Genomic DNA, 17,327 nt, shown 5'->3' with positions numbered 1-17,327 from the left:
CCCTCCGCCTCTACCTTGGGCGCGATATCCACCAGCACCAGCCCACGGATGCGGTCCCGGCCCAGCCCGGCGGAGGCCATCAGCGCACTGAGCCCGCCCAGTGAGGCACCAATCAGTACCGGCGGATGCGACAGACCAGCCAGCAGCCCGTGGACGTCATCTGCAAAGCGATCAAGGGTGTAGTCGCCGTCCGGTGCCCAGTCGCTTTCGCCGTGACCGCGCATGTCCACGGTCATGGCGTGGTAGCCGTTGCCGGCAAGAGTCTCGGTCAGGGCGCCCCAGGAGTGGCGGGTCTGGCCTCCGCCGTGCAACATGACCACGGGCTGCGCCATGGGATCACCAGCCACATCCGCTGCCAGTTTCAGACCAGCGGCGCCGGTCAGGTATTTGCGTTCCATAACACCCTCTTACATCAAACGAATCATAAGGAACCTCAGATAATGCCCTAACCGCCATAGAAAACGCCAGACCGTTCTGGTAACCGGCTGGCGTCTCAGGGGGCTGAGCACTATGCCCCAAGGCTTACTGACGGAACTGTCAGTTCATACCGTGGGTATTCACATCCACTTTGGAATACACTTCCTGCCAGTACAGATCGGAAAGATCCTCGGCGGTTTCAACGTCCTGAACCAGATCAACCCAGCGGGCCAGAATCTGCAGGAACTGCTCCATCATTTCATGACTGCGCTCAACACCGCGTTCTTTCTGGTAGTAGTCTGCCATGTCATTCAGGTCTTTCTCCACGAAGGCCACGACGCCTGCCATCAGTTCTGGCGAGGGTTCGTGCAGTTTCGCGCCCTGCTCATCCTGAATGCGCTGGAGCACGGCCGCCTCGCGGGAGTGGTAGATAAACGGTATCTCAGCCGCCAGCACACTGCCCGCCTTCAGCATCGCGGTGCGGTGCTCTTCACTGAGACCCTGCCAGGTCTCACGGTTGACGTTGGCAGTGGCTGTGCCTGCGAAAATACCACCAGGAATGGCCATGGTAATGTCGCTGACATGCTCAAACAGGCCAAGGTTGGTCAGTTCCGGGGCGGAGATCACCACACAATCGACCACGCCCTGACTGAGGGCCTCGGCCGCCTCATTGGACGACAAGGTCACCGGTGAGGCGCCAAATTCCTGAGCCCAGCGGGACCAATGGGAGCCTGCGACCCGCAGGCGGGTACCCCGCAGGTCTTCAACGGTGGTCACTTTCTTCGTGCAGGTGAGGCCGTACTGGGTACTGCCGGCATTGCTGGTCATAACCTGATTCTGCTGCTTCATTTCATCCTGACATTCCGGACAGTTCAACAGCACGAACTCGGCCATGGCACCCACGTAGGCGTAACCTTCACGGCCCTTTACCGATTCATCCTGCAGGTGCAGAGCCATGGAGGCTTCTGCGGCCAGGTTCATGTGAGGAAACTGCTGCGGAAAGTAAGGCGTGAGTACATAGCCAATGTCAGCAATACCGTCGCGAACTCCGCTGGGGGTTTCGGCAAAGTTGAGCAGCGACAACGCAAACACCCGCACACTCAGCTCACCATTGGTGAGTTCAGACAGGGTTTCCGCGTATTTTTTGGCGGCCACATCGGAATCGGATCCCGGTGGAAAGCCCATGGCGTAACGTAACTGTTGCGCTTCAGCCTGGGCAGCACCCAGGGTACCGGCACCCAGCAATGCCGCCAGAGTAACTCCGGCCAGTTGTTTCAATTGGAACATTATGTACCTCAAAGGATTCTGTTTGTTATTGTTGCTATCAAACCAGCCCCCAGGCCTGGGCCTGAGAAACGGGCACGGGAATATCGAGTTCCAACAGGACCTGGGAATAGGTTTTTGCCTGGGGGTCCAGGTGCAGTGAGCTTACGCCACCGCCGTCCAGTGATTCGGCCAGCAGAAAGTTGATGCCGTGAATACCTGGCAGCAGGTAGCGGGTCACCTGGCCTTCAGTCAGCTGCCGGAAACAGGCTTTGACCCGTTCCGGGGCAAGGCCGGCAATAATGGCCTCCAGATATTCCGGCTTACGGGCGATCACACCGATGTTGGCGTAGTTGCCCTTGTCACCGCTGCGGGCCACCGCCAGCTCCATCAGCGGTACCTTCACCACATCCCCCGCCATGGGCGCTGTGGACGCCATGGCACTGGCCGCCACGGGTTTACCTTCGCCGCGGGTAATGGCATGAGGAACCGGGATCGTTTCTCCTGCCACCTTGACCACTGCCGGCACCTGGTTCTTGTCGATCAGACCGGAGAAAAGGCCCACCACCGGACTGGGCCGGGGACGGCCAGGGGCCAGACCGGTAATGCCCGGCGACATGGACAGGCCAGCCCCGACAAATTCTTTCGAGAACAACTCCACCCCTTCCTTGCGGGGGTGATGCACGCCCAGGCGCAGTACCACTTCCCGTGATTGCAGTGCCTCGGCACGGGCATTGTCACCGAACATGCTTTCAGCACCCACCAGTTGCAGGCTGGTCTTGCTGTAACGGCCAAGACCCTCTTCCGCCAGCATGGCGGCGGTACGATTCAGAATGGCCTCGCCCATACGGCGGGCCCGGGCCCGGGCGTTCCGGCCAACAATGACAAAGTTGCCAATGCAGGCGAAACCCTGCAGGAAGGTGGCGCTGACCTTATAGGTCGCTGTGGGTTCTCGGCCGATGGCGCCTTTGATCAGCACCCGGTTGTCGCCCACCTGCTCCATGGAGACCTGGGTAAAGTCACAGATCACATCCGGCAGGATGTAACTGCGGGCATCACCGATCTCATACAGCATCTGTTCGCCGGCGGTCAGTACCGAGACCAGGCCGCCGGTCTGCGGTGGCTTGGTCAGCACAAAGCTGCCATCCGCTGACACTTCGGCAACAGGAAAACCGGTGTTTTCCCAGCCTGACTGGGTCTCTTCCCAGTCAGTGAAGTTACCGCCACTGGTCTGGGCCCCGCACTCAATCAGGTGCCCCACCAAGCCGCCGGCTGACAGCCGGTCGTAATCTTCGGGCTGCCAGCCGAATTCATGAATCAGCGGACCCACCGCCAGGGCACTGTCGACACAGCGACCGGTAATGACAATATCTGCCCCCGCATCCAGTGCGGCCGCAATCGGAAAAGCGCCGAGGTAAGCGTTCACGCTCATCACCTTGTCCGGCAGCGACGCTCCGGTTTCCATTTCGGCCAGGCCGCTGCTGCGCAGCTCGTCGGCCCGGTCCAGCAGGTTATCGCCCTCCACCGTGCCGATGCGCAGAGTGACGCCGGCCTCTTCCGCCAGGGCCTCCAGGGCCCGGCGACAGGCCTGCAGGTTGACGCCACCGGCATTGGCGATGACCCGGATTTTTTTCTCGGCAATGCGGGTTATCCAGGGCTTCATGACCCGGTCAATAAAGTCGGTGGCGTAACCAGCTTCCGGGTCACGGCTGCGGGCCTTGGCGAGAATCGACATGGTGATTTCCGCCAGGTAATCCAGGATCAGGTAATCCACCTCACCGTATTCCAGCAGCTGCTTCGGGCCCAGGGCGGTGTCACCCCAATAACCGGAGGCACCGCCAATTTTCACGATCTTGTCAGACATAGGGGTCTCCATCGAGAGTCCTTGAAAGAATTCTTGCTAGCGGTGGCGTTACAGGCCCAGCTGACGGGCTGCCAGATCACGCATGATTTCCTCGGCGCCACCGCCGATGGCATTCACCCGCACCTCGCGGTAAATGCGTTCGGACTTCGGCCCCCGCAGATAGCCGGCGCCACCCAGGATCTGAACCGCTTCGCGGGCACAGAACTCCATGGTCAGGGTGGACTGGTTCTTGAGCAGACACACATCCGCGATCGGGTTCTGACCGTTTTCAACCTGCCAGGCAAGCTTCTCCAGGTAGGCCTGGGTGGCCTCGATGCGCATGTGCATATCCGCCAGCTTGTGACGGATCACCTGATGGCCAATCAAGGGCTTGCCAAAGGTTTGGCGCTGGCGGGCATAGTCCACCACCTCGTCATAACAGACCCGGGCAAACTCGGTACAACCCGCCGCCATGAAGATCCGCTCGAAGTTGAAGTTGTTCATGATCATCTTCGAGCCCTGGTTCTCCTCACCCAGCAGGTTGCCAACCGGCACCCGGCAGTTGTCGAAATACAGGGTGGCGGTATCGGAGCACCACCAGCCGGTTTTCCGGTCCAGGGGGGTGCGGCTGAAGCCTTCGGTATCCCGCTCGATCAGCAGCAGGGAAATACCCTTGTGGCCTGCCTCACCGGTGCGCACGGCCACGGTGTAGTAGTCGGCCCGCATACCGGAGGTGATGAAGGTTTTGGAACCATTGACGATGAAATGATCGCCGTCCCGTTTTGCGGTGGTTTTCAGGGCTGCCACGTCAGAGCCGCCGCCCGGCTCGGTGATACCGAGGGCACTGATAGCTTCGCCGGACAGAATCCTCGGCACAACACGCTCCTTGAGCGCTTCAGAGCCATATTTCACGATGGGCGGAGTACCGATATTGTGGCTCAGCAAACTGGCTGACAGGCCGCCAACTCCGGCACGAGCCACTTCCTGGGCAGCAATGATGACGTAGAACAGGTCTGCTTCGACGCCGCCGTACTGCTCGGGATACCCCAGGGGAATCAGGCCCACATCGGCGGCCTTTTTATAAAGCTCCCGGGGAAAGGTTCCGGACTCATCCCAATCCGCCGCAAAGGGTTCAATTTCCTTCGCCACGAAACTGCGCAGGGTATCCCGGAAGGCTTCGTGTTCGGCGGTATAAAACGGGCTGGCACTGGACATTCTGTTACCTCAGTTTTCGTCAGTCTTACTGGTACTGCTTGCGCAATTCCCGCTTCAGCACCTTGCCGGTAGCGGTACGGGGCAGCTCATCAAGCAGGGTCAGATGTTTGGGAATCTTGAAGCGGGCGAGGTTGCCTTCGCAGTGGGCCACCATTTCTTCCAGCGTGAGCTCTTCGCCGTCTGCCGGCACTACCAGCGCCATAGGCACTTCGCCCCACTTGTCATCGGGGATGCCGATCACCGCCACATCCTTCACTTTCGGATGGCGGTACAACACCTGCTCCACCTCGGTGGGGTAAACGTTCTCACCGCCGGAAATCAACATGTCTTTCTTGCGGTCGACGATGTAGTAGAAGCCCTCTTCGTCCTGGCGGGACAGGTCACCACTGTGGAACCAGCCATTACGCCAGGCCTCCTCGGTGGCCTCCGGGCGATTCCAGTACTCCCGGAACATGCTCGGCCCGCGCAGCACCAGTTCGCCGGTTTCGCCGGGGGCTACGTCGTTGTCATTTTCATCGACAATGCGCATTTCAACGTGGATCAGGGGTTTGCCCACCGAGCCGTTCTTGCGCACGGCATCTTCATTGGTCAGCACACAGGCACTGGCGCAGGTTTCGGTCATACCGAAGCCTTCCAGGAACTGAAAGCCCCGCTTCTGAAAGAATTCGATCACCGGGATCGGGCAAGGCGCGCCACCGGATAACAGCACCTTGAGGGACGACAGGTCGTACTTGTCGAAATCCGGGCGCTGGCTGAGCATCAGCCACATGGCCGGCAGCAGGAACAGCGTGGTGATCTTTTCCGACTCCAGCGTCTGCAACAGAGATTCCGGATCGAACTGAGACTGCAGAACGATGGTGGAGCCGCAGTACAGCATCGGCAGCGTGTAGATGGCGAGACCACCGATATGGAACAGCGGCGCCACGGTCAGAGTGTTGTCACTCTGGTTGAACGCCAGTGCACTCATCTGCGTATTCATGGCAATCCACACCGGATTGGCATGGGTCAGCAGCGCACCCTTGGGCCTGCCGGTGGTACCGGAGGTGTACATCATCATCAGCGGATCTTGCTGGCTGACACTGACCCCGGGTTCCGTGGCCTTCGAGCCGGCCAGGCATTCCTCGTAGTCCAGGTCACCCTCGGCACCATTAACGCCCTCTCCACATTCACCATTCACACACATGGCAAAGGTGAGCGTGGTTTCAGCACGAATGGGCTCAATCAGCCCCAGAAAACGGGCGTGATAGACAATCACCGAGGCTTCGGCATCGTTGATGATAAATTCCAGCTCTTTCGGACTGAGCCGGAAATTCAGCGGCACCGCAATGGCACCCAGCTTGGCACAGGCAAAAAACACTTCCAGGAAGGCGTTGCTGTTAACCATCAGCAGTGCCACCCGACTGCCTTTGGTGATGCCCCGCGCAGCCAGCACGGATGCCGCCCGGTTAACCCGCTCGTCGAGCTTGCCGTAGGAGAACCGCTTGCCGTTGTAAACAACCGCATCTTTATCGGGTTTTGACCAGGCGTGGAATTTCAGCCAGTCACCAATTCCACCGAGGTAATGGCGGCTCATGCTCGGGTCTTGTTGTATTTGTTGGCTCATGGGCTTGCACCTTGCTAACAGTAAATTCTGAAGTTGATTGCTGAGGTTGAACAATGGGTTGAACAACAAAGCATCGCAGGCTGTCCGACCGCACCTGCCTGACTATGCGACGACTCTAGCAGCGGCTCCGGAAACGGACTTGTGCGAACTGGCTAGCGCCATTTCCGGTGACAGCTGCCAGGCGTTGTCCTGCTGGATCTTCACCCGTAGCCGACGGGATCCGGCCACGATCGTGCGCGGCGAAAGACCGTATATCTTGCGGATGGAATGGCTGAAATGAGTGGAATCCGGATAGCCGGTTTCCAGGGCGATATCGGTCAGGCTGACATCCCGGGTCACGTGATACAGCAGCGAGCGGGCACGGCGCCAGGCCCGGTACTTGCGAAGGGACACGCCGGTTTCTTCCTTGAACAAATGCAGGAACCGTGAGAAAGACAGGCCTTCGGATCCGGCCAGCGCCTCTGCCGAACACGATTCCATATCACCGGAACAGACCCGTTCCACCACACGCCGGATACGCGGATCCATGGGTCGTTCCGGTAAATACTGCCCCATAAACAGCAAGTCGAAGTCGGCAGTGGTCAGCTCGCCACTTTCGGCAACCTGCTGCAGACGGGCAACGCCCCGGAACACCCGCTCCAGAAAAGCCACCTCCCGGCCCGGGCGCATGGATCGGGCTATGCATTGCTCCAATGCTGCCATATCAACGCTTTCCGGCTCCACCATGACCACGCCAAGCTGACGATCGACCGCGCGGATACGGTGTGGCGTATAGGGCGGCACCCAGACCAGCTGTTGTTCCAGCCAGCCCTGACCGAAGCTCACCTGCAAGGGTGCGCCGGAGGATACATACAGGGTCGCACAGCCAAAATTCCGCAGTGCAGGCTGACCCAGTAATCCGAAATAGAAGACCCGGTCGCGACCAACCAGCATGACGCGACGAATGTCGGTGTCGTTGCCTGGGGTAAAACTCATCTGCATTACCCTCTTTCTTTATTCTGTTGTTCTTGTCGGTTCCCAAAACATCCAGATTCGACTGGCTCAACAAGAGTAGACCTAACACTTGGTCAAATTCAAGAAAGCCGCTAGAATTAGTTTTAATTGCCCCCAACCCTGGAGCACAACATGCGTTATAGCACCGAACACAAAAGCCTGTTTGAGTCCGTCAGCAAATTCGTAGCGGAAGAAATCAATCCCCACGTCGATGAATGGGAAAAGGAAGGCGTCTTTCCCGCCCACGACCTGTTCCGCAAGATGGGCGCAAAAGGCCTGCTGGGCATCACCAAACCGGTAGAATTTGGCGGCATGGGCCTGGACTGGAGTTATGACCTGGCCTTCTGTGAAGCACTGGGCGAGGCCAATTGCGGCTCTATCCCCATGGCTGTCGGCGTGCAGACCAACATGGCAACACCTGCGCTCGCCAAGATCGGTTCTGACGAGTTGCGCAAAGAGTTCCTGGCACCGGCCATTTCCGGTGACTATGTGGCCTGTATCGGTGTATCTGAACCCGGCGCCGGATCAGACGTTGCCTCCATCAAGACCACAGCCCGCAAGGACGGTGACGACTACATCATCAATGGCGGCAAGATGTGGATCACCAACGGTACCCAGGCCGACTTTATCTGCCTGCTGGTCAACACCGGTGACGGCCAGCCCCACCGCAACAAGTCACTGGTTATCGTGCCGATGAAATCGAAAGGGGTGACGATTGCCCGCAAGCTCGACAAGCTGGGCATGCGCAGCTCCGATACCGCACAGATTTTCTTTGACGACGTACGGGTACCCCAGCGCTACCGCATCGGCGAAGAAGGCATGGGCTTCACCTACCAGATGCAGCAGTTCCAGGAAGAGCGCCTGTGGGGCTCCGCCAGCACCCTGCGCACCCTGGAAAGAGCCATCGAGGAAGTTATCGATTACACCCGCCAGCGCATTGCTTTTGGCAAACCGCTGCTGGACAACCAGGTGATTCACTTCCGCCTGGCCGAACTGCAGACCGAGATCGAACTGCTGCGCTCACTGATCTACCGCTGCACCGAAGGCTATATCAACGGCGAGGACATGACCCGTCTGGCGTCGATGGCGAAACTGAAGTGCGGCCGCCTGTGCCGGGAAGTCACCGATGCCTGTCTGCAGTACTACGGCGGCATGGGCTTCATGAACGAAACCCTGATCACCCGTCTGTACCGGGATCTGCGACTGGTCTCCATCGGCGGTGGTGCCGATGAAGTGATGCTGGGCATCCTGTGCAAATACATGGGGACTTTGCCGGGCAAGAAATAAACGCGCATCCGGCCATGAAAAAGCCCGGCATCAAGCCGGGCTTTTTCATGGGTCAGAGTCTGGTCAGGATGGCTGCCGCCCCAGCACCAGCACCAGTACCCGATCCGTCAGTTCATCCAGGGTCAGGCCACGGTCGGCACGAAACCAGGTGGACGTCCAATGCAGGGCACCGGCCATCAGCTTACGCAGGATATCCGGCTCCAGGGTGACCAGTCGCTGTTCATAGGCCTGTTCCAGCACCCCGCGCCACAGGGTCTCGTACTCTTCCCGCAACTTGAGAATTTCCGCTTTACCCTCTTCAGACAGATTGCGCCATTCATCAACCAGCACGCTCCAGGCCTCGCCGGTTTCGCCGTTCATGGCATACAGCTCTACCGAAATCAGGGTCCGCAGCTGATCGTCCAGGGTCTGGCTTTCCGCCAGTGCCCGCTTCATCCGGGTCAGGTTCAGCACAATGCTTTCCTGCATCACCGTACGCAGAATTTCGTCCTTGCTGCGGTAATGGTGGAAGATACTGCCCGGTAAAATACCGGTTTCCCGGCCAATATCGCGAACCGTGGTTTGCAGGTAGCCCTTGTGCCGAAACAGGCTGGCGGCAATGTTAAGCACCACCCCTTTCGGGCTGGCCGGGTCGGTGATTTTACCCTCGCGGATCAAGTCGATCCTGATTTCTTCACTGAATTCCACGGGTGTTGATCTCTGGTTGGTTTTACGATTCAGGGCGGGCATTTTACGGCATTTTCCCGGTCGGCAACCACCGACTACGGCTCCTTTGTTGATCAACGGAATAAGTTGAATACAGTTTAGACCAAACGCTTGCTCAAATCCTGCAAATGAACTAGATTTTCGCGAACAAGAATATAATCAGGCCTTCCGGGCCATGCGCGCCGGAGCCCCGTAAAGGAGATTCCCAGATGCCTAAACACCCGGATCCGCATGCAGCCCTGGCCATGAACATGATCGATCGAGTCTGTGTCGGCGATATCCTCACCCGCACCTGCGACCTCTACCCGGATGACATTGCCATGGTGGATGGCGACCGTAGCATGACCTACCGGGAGTTTGAAACACAGACCAATCAGGCGGCCAGCGCCCTGCTGGCGCTGGGACTCCAGCCCGGTGATGCCGTTGGGGTACTGGCCCGGAATTGTCTTGAGCAGATGGTGACCTATATGGCCTGTGCCCGGGCCAATCTGGTTTTTGCTCCGGTTAACCTGGGACTCAAGCCCCACGAAATTGCCTACTGCCTGAAAGACTGTGGCGCAAAAGTGCTGATTATAGAGGATGCGCTGGCCGAGGCAGGCAAAGGGCTGCCGGAACATCTGCCGGCACTGCAGCATGTTTACTGGACCGGTACCGAGGCCATTGAGGGCGGCGGCAAATCCTGGCAACCGTTCACCCGCCTGCTGGCCAGTGGCAGCGACAGCCCCCTGGAGGTCCTGGTCGGCGATCGGGACCCGGTTCAGCTGCTCTACACCAGCGGCACCACCGCCAATCCCAAAGGCGTGGTCACCAGCCACCTGGCGGTGACCATGGCCGCCATGGCCAATGTCATCGCCAACCATCTGCCACCGCAGGCATCCATGCTGTGCAATTTGCCGCTGTTCCATTGTACCGCTGTCAACTGTCTGGCCCTGCCGACGTTCATGATCGGTGGCAAACTGGTGCTGACCAAGGGCTTCGAGGCCCGGGAGTGCGCACGGCTGATTGAAGAGCACAAGATCGTCATGTTCGTGTTCCTGCCGATGATGTACAACGACATCCTGACTGACCCGGAAGCCCGGGCCCGGGACTTCTCCTCGGTTAAGCGCGCACTCTACGCCATGGCCCCCATGGCCGAATCGAAGCTGAAGGACATACACGAACTCTGCCCCAACGCCGATGTCATTCTTGGTTCTGGCCAGACCGAGTTCACACCAGCCACCTGCCTGATCCGCCCGGAACACCAGTGGAGCAAGGCCGGTTCCTGGGGCACAGCAACGACCATGACCAGGGTTGCCATCATGGATGACAACGGTAATCTGCTGCCCCCGGGTCAGCCCGGCGAGATTGTCTATCGCGGCCCCCAGGTGATGACCGAATACTTCAATCAGCCTGAAAAAACCGAAGAAGCCTTCAAGTTCGGCTGGTTTCACAGCGGAGATATTGCCTCCATCGATGAAGACGGCGCCATCTGGTTCACCGACCGCAAGAAGGATGTCATCAAGACCGGCGGCGAAAACGTCGCCTCCATCGAAGTGGAGCGTTGCCTGATCGGACACCCCGCTGTGTCTGAAGCCGCCGTCATCGGGGTACCCCACGACCGCTGGGGCGAGGCGATCACTGCCAACGTCATCCTGATGCCCGGGGCGACTGCCACCGAGGAGGAACTGATCGAACACTGCAAGACGCAGATCGGTGGCTTCAAGGTGCCCAAGGCGATCCTGATCGTCGACGAGTTTCCACGAACCGGCACCGGCAAGATTCAGAAGCATCTGATCCGGAAGAGTCTGGAGGGGTATTACTCGGACTGAGGGGTGAAGCCGGGAGCCATGGAGGGCTCTGGGCAGATCCACGATAGTCAGACTCCGAGTCCACATCCTTCGACCCTTCGGCGGGCTCAGGGTCAGGATGAACGGGCTTGGGCCAACCATCTGAGTTCTAACACCCCGTTCGTCCTGAGCCTGTCGAAGGACTTAAACTCCAGAATTCAATATCCTATACCCCGCTCGCCCTGGGCTAGTCGAAGGGTGCCGACTGGGGAGTACCCATCCTTCGACGGGCTCAGGATGAACGGGGTCGGGAGACAACCTAAACGCTATACTCCCGCAACAGCTGCCGTGCCAGCGCCGCCCGGTGCACCTGATCCGGTCCGTCCCCGATACGGATGTATCGTGCGTACATCCAGGCTTCCGGCAGGAAGGTGTCCTGACTGACACCGCCGGCCCCGTGAACCTGAATGGCCCGGTCGATTACTTCCGCCGCCATCGAGGGCACCACAATCTTGGCCGCGCCGATCAGGTCTTTCGCCGCCTTGTTGCCTTCCCGGTCCATCTTGTCAGCGGCTTTCAGGGTCAGCAGCCGGGCCTGTTCAATCTCACAGAAGGACTGGGCGATCTGCTCCCGCACCGAATCGAAGTCTGACAGCTTCTTGCCAAAGGCTTCGCGGCTCTGGGCACGTTGACACATCAGCTCCAGAGCTCGCTGGGCGGCACCAATCAGACGCATGCAATGGTGAATCCGGCCAGGCCCGAGACGCCCCTGGGCGATCTCGAAGCCCCGGCCCTCGCCCAGCAGTATGTTGGACGCCGGCACCCGCACATTGTCATAGAGAATCTCCGGGTGTCCCACCGGGGCCTCGTCGTAGCCGAATACCGTCAGGTCCCGCAGTATCTTCACGCCAGGGGTGTCTTTCGGTACCAGAATCATCGACTGCTGCTTGTGGCGATCCGCATTGTCGGGGTCGGTCTTGCCCATGACAATCAGCAGTTTGCAGGCTTCGTTCATGGCTCCGGAGGTAAACCACTTACGACCGTTGATGACGTAGTCATCGCCATCGCGGCGGATTTCACACTGAATATTGGTGGCATCGCTGGAAGCCACCGCCGGCTCGGTCATGGAAAAGGCAGAGCGTATTTCCCCGTCCATCAGTGGCGCAAGCCATTGGGCTTTCTGCTCATCCGAGCCGAACATGGAGAGAATCTCCATGTTGCCGGTGTCTGGTGCTGAACAGTTGAACACCTCAGAGGCCCATAGCACCCGCCCCATTTCCTCCGCCAGAGGCGCGTATTCCATATTGCTCAGGCCAGCACCATGACTGCCAGGCAGGAACAGGTTCCACAGCCCCTCAGCCCGCGCCTGCTTTTTCAGACTCTGCAGGATCTCAGGCGTGCGATAGCGATTGCCCTCGTTAAGCTGCGCGCGGTATTCCCCCTCAACGGGAGACACCCGCTCCGCCATAAACGTCTTCAACTGCTCGAGCAAGCGGGCTGATTGTTCACTGGTAGATAACATGAACTGCACCTTATTCCGGATTATTGATGATCAGAACCTGCCGGACTCAATCAGAGCCGACTGGCGCGTCTGCCGCCTCAGCGGGCAAGACCATAAAACTCGTGATTGGGTCGCATGGCAGTGTGGGACGCCAGACGGTTCGACATGGCGAACAGTGCGGTGATGGCGCCGATATCCCAGATTTCGTCTTCACTGAAGCCTGCGGCTCGTAGGGTCTCGATATCGTTATCGCCAACCAGCCATGGGGTCTGCGCCAGTTTGACAGCGTAGTCCAGCATGGTTTTCTGGCGGGGGGAAATTTCTGCGTCCCGGTAATTGGCACCCACCTGTTCGGATAATCTCGGTTGCTTCGAGCGGATGCGCAACAGGGCGCCGTGGGACACCGTGCAATACAGGCATTGATTGAGCGCGCTGGTGGCCACCACGATCATTTCCCGCTCGGCGCGACTGAGGCCTTCATCGGACTCCATCAGATCGTCGTGCATGGCCAGAAAGGCCCGCAGCTGATTCGGTCGGTGGGCGTGCCCCAGAAATACGTTGGGAACAAACCCCATTTTCGATTGCAGGGTTTCGATACGGGTGCGCAGATCTTCTGGCAGGGTAGCGATATCAGGGATGGGGAATCGGGAAATGGGTAGTTCAGTGCTCATGGGTAACTCCGCGTGAGGGTCAGCAGTATGCCAACACGCTAGCGCAGAGCGTCCGGTCAATCTTGTGTGAGCTGGCTATTAAAGCGGTATCCGGATTTACAGCACCGGCCCCCACAGCCCCTCGGAAACCAGCTCCCAGTGCTCATCAAAGTCCGCCGAGGGCAGCCGGCTGAAGGACGACCGGACGTACCGCTGAATGCGACCTTCAAGAAACACCAGTAACCAGTCGGCGCCGCGGGCCGCGCTGGTGCGGGGCCGCAGGCTCTGGCGAATGTCGCCTTCCTTGAGGATCTGACGCACCTGGGTTTCGAGTCGTTCGAAAAACTGGGAAGCGCGTTTGCGCAAGGCTTCGTTTTCGCCAACCAGAGCCTCCCCCGCCAGCACCCGGCACAGACCAGGGTTGCGTTCGGCGAACACCAGCACCAGCCGGGATAACTGCTGCAGGCGGATACGGGCGTCATCCTGTTCCTGCAAAATGGTCGCGCAACGGGAAAATACCGCGTCTTCCGCAAACTCGATCAGCGCCTCAAACATCTTGCGCTTGCTGGGAAAGTGCCGGTACAGCGCGGCCTCGGTAACACCAACAGCGCGGGCCAGTCCGGCGGTGGTAATGCGGGCACCGGGATCGGTTTCCAGAAGTTCCGCAAGGGCCTGCAGGATGGCGTCCTTGCGACTGATTTTTTCCTGGGTCATGACGATACAGCGACACTCATCAAGGGTTAACGATCAGGGGGTTGCCAATCCGTGCGACATTAAGCGGGCAGGGCCCGCCAAAATACGCTATAAATACATCCTTGTACGCTCGGGCTCCGCCATCCATGGCTACACACGATTTTGGCAGGTCCTACCCGCTTACGTTGCGATCATGTATTACACATTAACTGACGCTGAACTCCCGTCAGAAAAAAGTACCGTCAATGGGTGAAGATGCGCTGGCATATAGTTTCTTCGGCATACGGCCGGCCAGATAGGCATCGCGACCGGATTCCACCGCCAGTCGCATGGCTTTTGCCATCCGGATCGGGTCCTGGGCCTGGGCGATGGCGGTGTTCATCAGCACGCCGTCGCAACCCAGTTCCATGGCAATGGTGGCATCCGAAGCCGTTCCCACGCCGGCATCCACCAGCACCGGAACCTTCGCGTTCTCCACGATCAGGCGAATATTGTAGCGGTTCTGGATACCCAGGCCCGAGCCAATGGGCGCTCCCAGAGGCATGATGGCGATACAGCCCATTTCTTCCAGACGCTTGCACAGCAAGGGATCATCGGAGCAATACACCATCACCTGAAAGCCGTCCCTGATCAGCTCTTCCGCCGCCACCAGGGTTTCGGTCATGTTCGGGTACAGGGTTTTCTCTTCACCCAGCACCTCCAGCTTGACCAGGTTGTGGCCATCCAGCAGTTCCCGGGCCAGCTTGCAGGTGCGCACGGCGTCTTTGGCGTTAAAGCAGCCGGCGGTATTGGGCAGGATGGTGTAGCGTTCCGGCGAAATCACATCCAGCAGATTGGGCTCATCCGGGTTCTGACCAAGATTGGTGCGACGCACCGCTACGGTAACGATTTCGGCGCCACTGCTTTCAATGGCATGGCCGGTTTCCATCAGATCCCGGTATTTTCCGGTGCCCACCAGCAGGCGGGACTTGTAGACACGGCCGGCCAGTTCGAGGGGTTTGTCTTCAGGAAGCTGGATCTGGGATTGCTCAGTCATTGGATACCCGTATCAGGTCAGTAAGCGGGCGCCGCCCTTGAGGACAGCCCCTTGAAAAAGTCGTTGGCAGAGTGTCAGCGGCGGTCAGCCACCACCAATCGCGTGGACCAGCTCTACCCTGTCACCGTCCGTCAGCACCTGATCGTTATGCTGGCTGCGGGGGATAATATCTTCGTTCAGTTCCACCGCCAGCCGTTTACCGGTCAGGCCAAGCTGCCCGATCAGGCCGGACAGCGTGGTGCCTTCGGAAAGTTCGCGGGGTTCACCATTCAGCTGAATATGCATCACGCTCTCAGTTATTTCCTGGACTGTTAACTGGTGTTCCGGCCTTTAGCCCGGCGGTCACCATCAATGCCCAGCCTACCATGAAGCAGACACCACCCACCGGAGTGATGGGGCCCGCCCAGCGGACATCAGTGAGCACCAACAAGTACAGACTGCCGCTGAACAGGACAATGCCTGCCAGGAAAAACCCGGCCGCGGCGGTCAGCAAGCGCCGGGATAACCCGGCAGCGGCCAGCAAGGCAACCAGCACCAGCGCCAGGCTGTGGTACATCTGATAGGTAACGCCGGTCTGGAAAACTTCAAGGGCCCGTGGACTCACCTCCGCCCGCAGGCCGTGAGCTCCGAAGGCGCCGGCCATCACGGCCAACAGGGCTAGCAGACCACCCGCCACCAGAGCAAAGCGCAGCACAGGAAAGGATACGGAATCAGCAGTCACAGTGGATCTTTTCTCCGGTGTCCAGATTCATCATGGTCAGTGCACCACCCCAGACACAACCGGTGTCCAGCCCGATAAACCGGTCATAACCGGTGTTGCCTTCGATGGATGCCCAGTGACCGAAAATCACCCGTACATCGTCGCTGCGCGGGTAGCTGAACCAGGGGGCATACCCAGCCGGGGCATTGCCGGCAGACTCTTTGGTGGTCAGTTCCAGAGCGCCATCCGGAGCAATAAAACGCATCCGGGTGAAATAGTTGGTGATCACCCGCCAGCGGTCCATGCCAACAAGAGACGCGTCCCAGCGCTCCGGGATATTGCCGTACATGGCCTGAAAATAATCCGCCACGCTATCGCCCCGCAGGACAGTTTCCAGCTCACGGGCGCAGCTCATGGCCTGTTCGACAGTCCAGATGTGGGGTAGCCCGGCGTGGGCCATGACCAGGTTACGACCGGCATCGTGAACCGCGATGTTCTGCTGCGCCAGCCAGTCAAGCAGGGTGTCGTGGTCCGGCGCATCCAGAATATCCTGCAGAGTATCCTTACGCTTGAGGCCGTGACCACCCCGCGCCACCGCCAGCAGATGCAGATCGTGGTTGCCCAGCACCACCACCGCGGAACTGCCAAGGCGGTGTATATAGCGCAGGGTTGCCAGTGAGGCCGGGCCGCGGTTAATCAGATCGCCCGCCACCCAGAGCCGGTCCCGGGACGGCGAAAAATCCACCTTGGCCAGCACATCCAGCAGCCGATCGTAGCAGCCCTGAATATCGCCAATGGCGTAATCAGTCATCACTCACTCCCGTGTCGTCGTTGGCTGCATCCGGCGCGTCTTGCAACAGCCCCTGGTCTGCCACGAAATCCGCAATAGCAACGAAATCAGCGAGGCTCAGGTTCTCCGGCCGAAGACCATCGTTGATGCCCAGCGACTGTAACTGTTCGGCACTGACCAGTGTACCAAGGGCCTTGCGCAGGGTTTTTCGGCGGGCATTGAACGCCGTTCGCACCACGACCTGCAGCGTTTTGTGATCTTTTGCCAGATGCGGCAGGGACTCATGGGGCACCAGCCGGACAATGGCGGAGTCCACCTTTGGCGCCGGTTTGAACGCCCCCGGACCTACCTCGAACAGGGGCTGAACCTTGCAGAAATACTGGGTCATGATGCCCAGGCGCCCATAGTTGTTCTCACCGGGACCCGCCGCCATGCGCTGAACCACTTCTTTTTGCAGCATGAAGTGCATATCCTTCACCACACCGGACTGGCTCAGCAGGTGAAATATCAGCGGTGTGGAAATATTGTAGGGCAGATTACCCACAATCCGCAGCGGCTTGCCGTCGGTGACCAGCGAGCTGAAATCAAAACGCAGGGCGTCAGCCTCATGAATCCGGAAATCCGGGTAATTGAAGAACTTGGTCCGTAACACCGGGATCAGATCCCGGTCCAGCTCCACCACCTGCAAATGCGGATTCACCGCCAGAATTTCTTCGGTCAGAGCGCCAAGACCGGGGCCGATCTCCACCATGGCGTCGTCCGCCCTGGGGCTGATGGAGCGGACAATCCGTTCGATGACGCCCGGGTCGTGAAGGAAGTTCTGTCCAAAACGCTTACGGGCCTGATGGCCCCCTTTCTTGCTCAT

Annotated in this window: 17 protein-coding genes; 2 read left to right on the top strand and 15 right to left on the bottom strand. The window is 59.1% G+C overall.

Annotated elements, in window-relative coordinates:
* From AAC035_RS01535 to AAC035_RS01510, 6 genes are all read right to left on the bottom strand, one after another.
* The coding region (locus AAC035_RS01535) for an alpha/beta fold hydrolase (RefSeq protein ID WP_339799334.1) at positions 1–398 on the bottom strand (398 nt) is incomplete at its 3' end.
* A gap of 139 nt (positions 399–537) precedes the next feature.
* Positions 538–1,704 (bottom strand): TRAP transporter substrate-binding protein DctP, encoded by a 1,167-nt coding sequence (gene dctP, locus AAC035_RS01530; protein ID WP_339799333.1) that lies wholly within the window; start codon positions 1,702–1,704, stop codon positions 538–540.
* Positions 1,705–1,741: 37 nt separating this feature from the next.
* Positions 1,742–3,544 carry an acyclic terpene utilization AtuA family protein gene (locus tag AAC035_RS01525; protein WP_339799331.1) on the bottom strand — a complete coding sequence of 601 codons (1,803 nt, stop codon included), beginning with the start codon at positions 3,542–3,544 and terminating at the stop codon, positions 1,742–1,744.
* A 48-nt stretch (positions 3,545–3,592) separates the two neighbouring features.
* Complete coding sequence (locus AAC035_RS01520; RefSeq protein ID WP_339799329.1) at positions 3,593–4,738, bottom strand: acyl-CoA dehydrogenase family protein; 1,146 nt, start codon at positions 4,736–4,738, stop codon at positions 3,593–3,595.
* A 25-nt stretch (positions 4,739–4,763) separates the two neighbouring features.
* The gene (menE, locus tag AAC035_RS01515) at positions 4,764–6,341 is read right to left on the bottom strand and encodes an o-succinylbenzoate--CoA ligase (protein ID WP_339799327.1); all 1,578 of its coding nucleotides are present in this window, start codon (positions 6,339–6,341) and stop codon (positions 4,764–4,766) included.
* Between the two features lie 102 nt (positions 6,342–6,443).
* Positions 6,444–7,316 (bottom strand): AraC family transcriptional regulator, encoded by an 873-nt coding sequence (locus tag AAC035_RS01510; protein WP_339799325.1) that lies wholly within the window; start codon positions 7,314–7,316, stop codon positions 6,444–6,446.
* Positions 7,317–7,466: 150 nt separating this feature from the next.
* Between AAC035_RS01510 and AAC035_RS01505 the strand changes: the two genes are divergently transcribed.
* Positions 7,467–8,621, top strand: a complete 1,155-nt coding sequence (locus AAC035_RS01505) for an acyl-CoA dehydrogenase family protein (protein WP_339799323.1) — start codon at positions 7,467–7,469, stop codon at positions 8,619–8,621.
* 63 nt (positions 8,622–8,684) lie between these two features.
* Here the strand turns inward: AAC035_RS01505 and AAC035_RS01500 are convergent, their stop codons facing one another.
* A complete protein-coding gene (locus tag AAC035_RS01500; RefSeq protein ID WP_339799321.1) occupies positions 8,685–9,350 on the bottom strand; it encodes a TetR/AcrR family transcriptional regulator in 666 nt (221 codons plus the stop codon).
* A gap of 185 nt (positions 9,351–9,535) precedes the next feature.
* Between AAC035_RS01500 and AAC035_RS01495 the strand changes: the two genes are divergently transcribed.
* Positions 9,536–11,134, top strand: a complete 1,599-nt coding sequence (locus AAC035_RS01495) for an AMP-binding protein (RefSeq protein WP_339799320.1) — start codon at positions 9,536–9,538, stop codon at positions 11,132–11,134.
* A 277-nt stretch (positions 11,135–11,411) separates the two neighbouring features.
* Here AAC035_RS01495 and AAC035_RS01490 read toward each other — a convergent pair whose 3' ends face one another.
* The 8 genes from AAC035_RS01490 to rsmA form a co-directional block, all read right to left on the bottom strand.
* Positions 11,412–12,614, bottom strand: coding sequence for an acyl-CoA dehydrogenase family protein (locus AAC035_RS01490; RefSeq protein WP_339799318.1), 1,203 nt, complete (start codon positions 12,612–12,614; stop codon positions 11,412–11,414).
* A 77-nt stretch (positions 12,615–12,691) separates the two neighbouring features.
* Positions 12,692–13,264 (bottom strand): peroxidase-related enzyme, encoded by a 573-nt coding sequence (locus AAC035_RS01485; protein WP_339799316.1) that lies wholly within the window; start codon positions 13,262–13,264, stop codon positions 12,692–12,694.
* Positions 13,265–13,360: 96 nt separating this feature from the next.
* Positions 13,361–13,957 (bottom strand): nucleoid occlusion factor SlmA, encoded by a 597-nt coding sequence (slmA, locus tag AAC035_RS01480; protein WP_339799314.1) that lies wholly within the window; start codon positions 13,955–13,957, stop codon positions 13,361–13,363.
* A gap of 205 nt (positions 13,958–14,162) precedes the next feature.
* The gene (locus AAC035_RS01475; protein ID WP_339799312.1) at positions 14,163–14,972 is read right to left on the bottom strand and encodes a thiazole synthase; all 810 of its coding nucleotides are present in this window, start codon (positions 14,970–14,972) and stop codon (positions 14,163–14,165) included.
* A gap of 84 nt (positions 14,973–15,056) precedes the next feature.
* Positions 15,057–15,257 (bottom strand): sulfur carrier protein ThiS, encoded by a 201-nt coding sequence (gene thiS / locus AAC035_RS01470; protein ID WP_339799339.1) that lies wholly within the window; start codon positions 15,255–15,257, stop codon positions 15,057–15,059.
* A 7-nt stretch (positions 15,258–15,264) separates the two neighbouring features.
* On the bottom strand, positions 15,265–15,615 hold the full coding sequence (locus AAC035_RS01465; RefSeq protein ID WP_339799337.1) for a DUF423 domain-containing protein: 351 nt from the start codon (positions 15,613–15,615) through the stop codon (positions 15,265–15,267).
* Between the two features lie 67 nt (positions 15,616–15,682).
* Positions 15,683–16,483, bottom strand: coding sequence for a symmetrical bis(5'-nucleosyl)-tetraphosphatase (locus AAC035_RS01460; protein WP_339799310.1), 801 nt, complete (start codon positions 16,481–16,483; stop codon positions 15,683–15,685).
* Complete coding sequence (rsmA, locus tag AAC035_RS01455; RefSeq protein ID WP_339799308.1) at positions 16,476–17,327, bottom strand: 16S rRNA (adenine(1518)-N(6)/adenine(1519)-N(6))-dimethyltransferase RsmA; 852 nt, start codon at positions 17,325–17,327, stop codon at positions 16,476–16,478. Before rsmA ends, AAC035_RS01460 begins: the two co-directional genes overlap by 8 nt.

It is taken from the genome of uncultured Marinobacter sp. (assembly GCF_963974375.1).
Classification (GTDB): domain Bacteria; phylum Pseudomonadota; class Gammaproteobacteria; order Pseudomonadales; family Oleiphilaceae; genus Marinobacter.
Note: the sequence above shows the minus strand (reverse complement) of the source record. Positions and strands in the feature narration are given on the sequence as shown.

Coding starts and splice junctions, on each gene's coding strand:
- AAC035_RS01460 (WP_339799310.1), bottom strand. CDS start 16,483: ATGACTGATTACGCCATTGGCGATATTCAGGGCTGCTACGATCGGCTG.
- AAC035_RS01475 (WP_339799312.1), bottom strand. CDS start 14,972: ATGACTGAGCAATCCCAGATCCAGCTTCCTGAAGACAAACCCCTCGAA.
- AAC035_RS01465 (WP_339799337.1), bottom strand. CDS start 15,615: ATGGCCGGCGCCTTCGGAGCTCACGGCCTGCGGGCGGAGGTGAGTCCA.
- AAC035_RS01505 (WP_339799323.1), top strand. CDS start 7,467: ATGCGTTATAGCACCGAACACAAAAGCCTGTTTGAGTCCGTCAGCAAA.
- dctP (WP_339799333.1), bottom strand. CDS start 1,704: ATGTTCCAATTGAAACAACTGGCCGGAGTTACTCTGGCGGCATTGCTG.
- AAC035_RS01485 (WP_339799316.1), bottom strand. CDS start 13,264: ATGAGCACTGAACTACCCATTTCCCGATTCCCCATCCCTGATATCGCT.
- AAC035_RS01500 (WP_339799321.1), bottom strand. CDS start 9,350: ATGCCCGCCCTGAATCGTAAAACCAACCAGAGATCAACACCCGTGGAA.
- AAC035_RS01495 (WP_339799320.1), top strand. CDS start 9,536: ATGCCTAAACACCCGGATCCGCATGCAGCCCTGGCCATGAACATGATC.
- AAC035_RS01525 (WP_339799331.1), bottom strand. CDS start 3,544: ATGTCTGACAAGATCGTGAAAATTGGCGGTGCCTCCGGTTATTGGGGT.
- menE (WP_339799327.1), bottom strand. CDS start 6,341: ATGAGCCAACAAATACAACAAGACCCGAGCATGAGCCGCCATTACCTC.
- thiS (WP_339799339.1), bottom strand. CDS start 15,257: ATGCATATTCAGCTGAATGGTGAACCCCGCGAACTTTCCGAAGGCACC.
- AAC035_RS01510 (WP_339799325.1), bottom strand. CDS start 7,316: ATGAGTTTTACCCCAGGCAACGACACCGACATTCGTCGCGTCATGCTG.
- AAC035_RS01490 (WP_339799318.1), bottom strand. CDS start 12,614: ATGTTATCTACCAGTGAACAATCAGCCCGCTTGCTCGAGCAGTTGAAG.
- slmA (WP_339799314.1), bottom strand. CDS start 13,957: ATGACCCAGGAAAAAATCAGTCGCAAGGACGCCATCCTGCAGGCCCTT.
- AAC035_RS01520 (WP_339799329.1), bottom strand. CDS start 4,738: ATGTCCAGTGCCAGCCCGTTTTATACCGCCGAACACGAAGCCTTCCGG.
- rsmA (WP_339799308.1), bottom strand. CDS start 17,327: ATGAGCAAGAAAGGGGGCCATCAGGCCCGTAAGCGTTTTGGACAGAAC.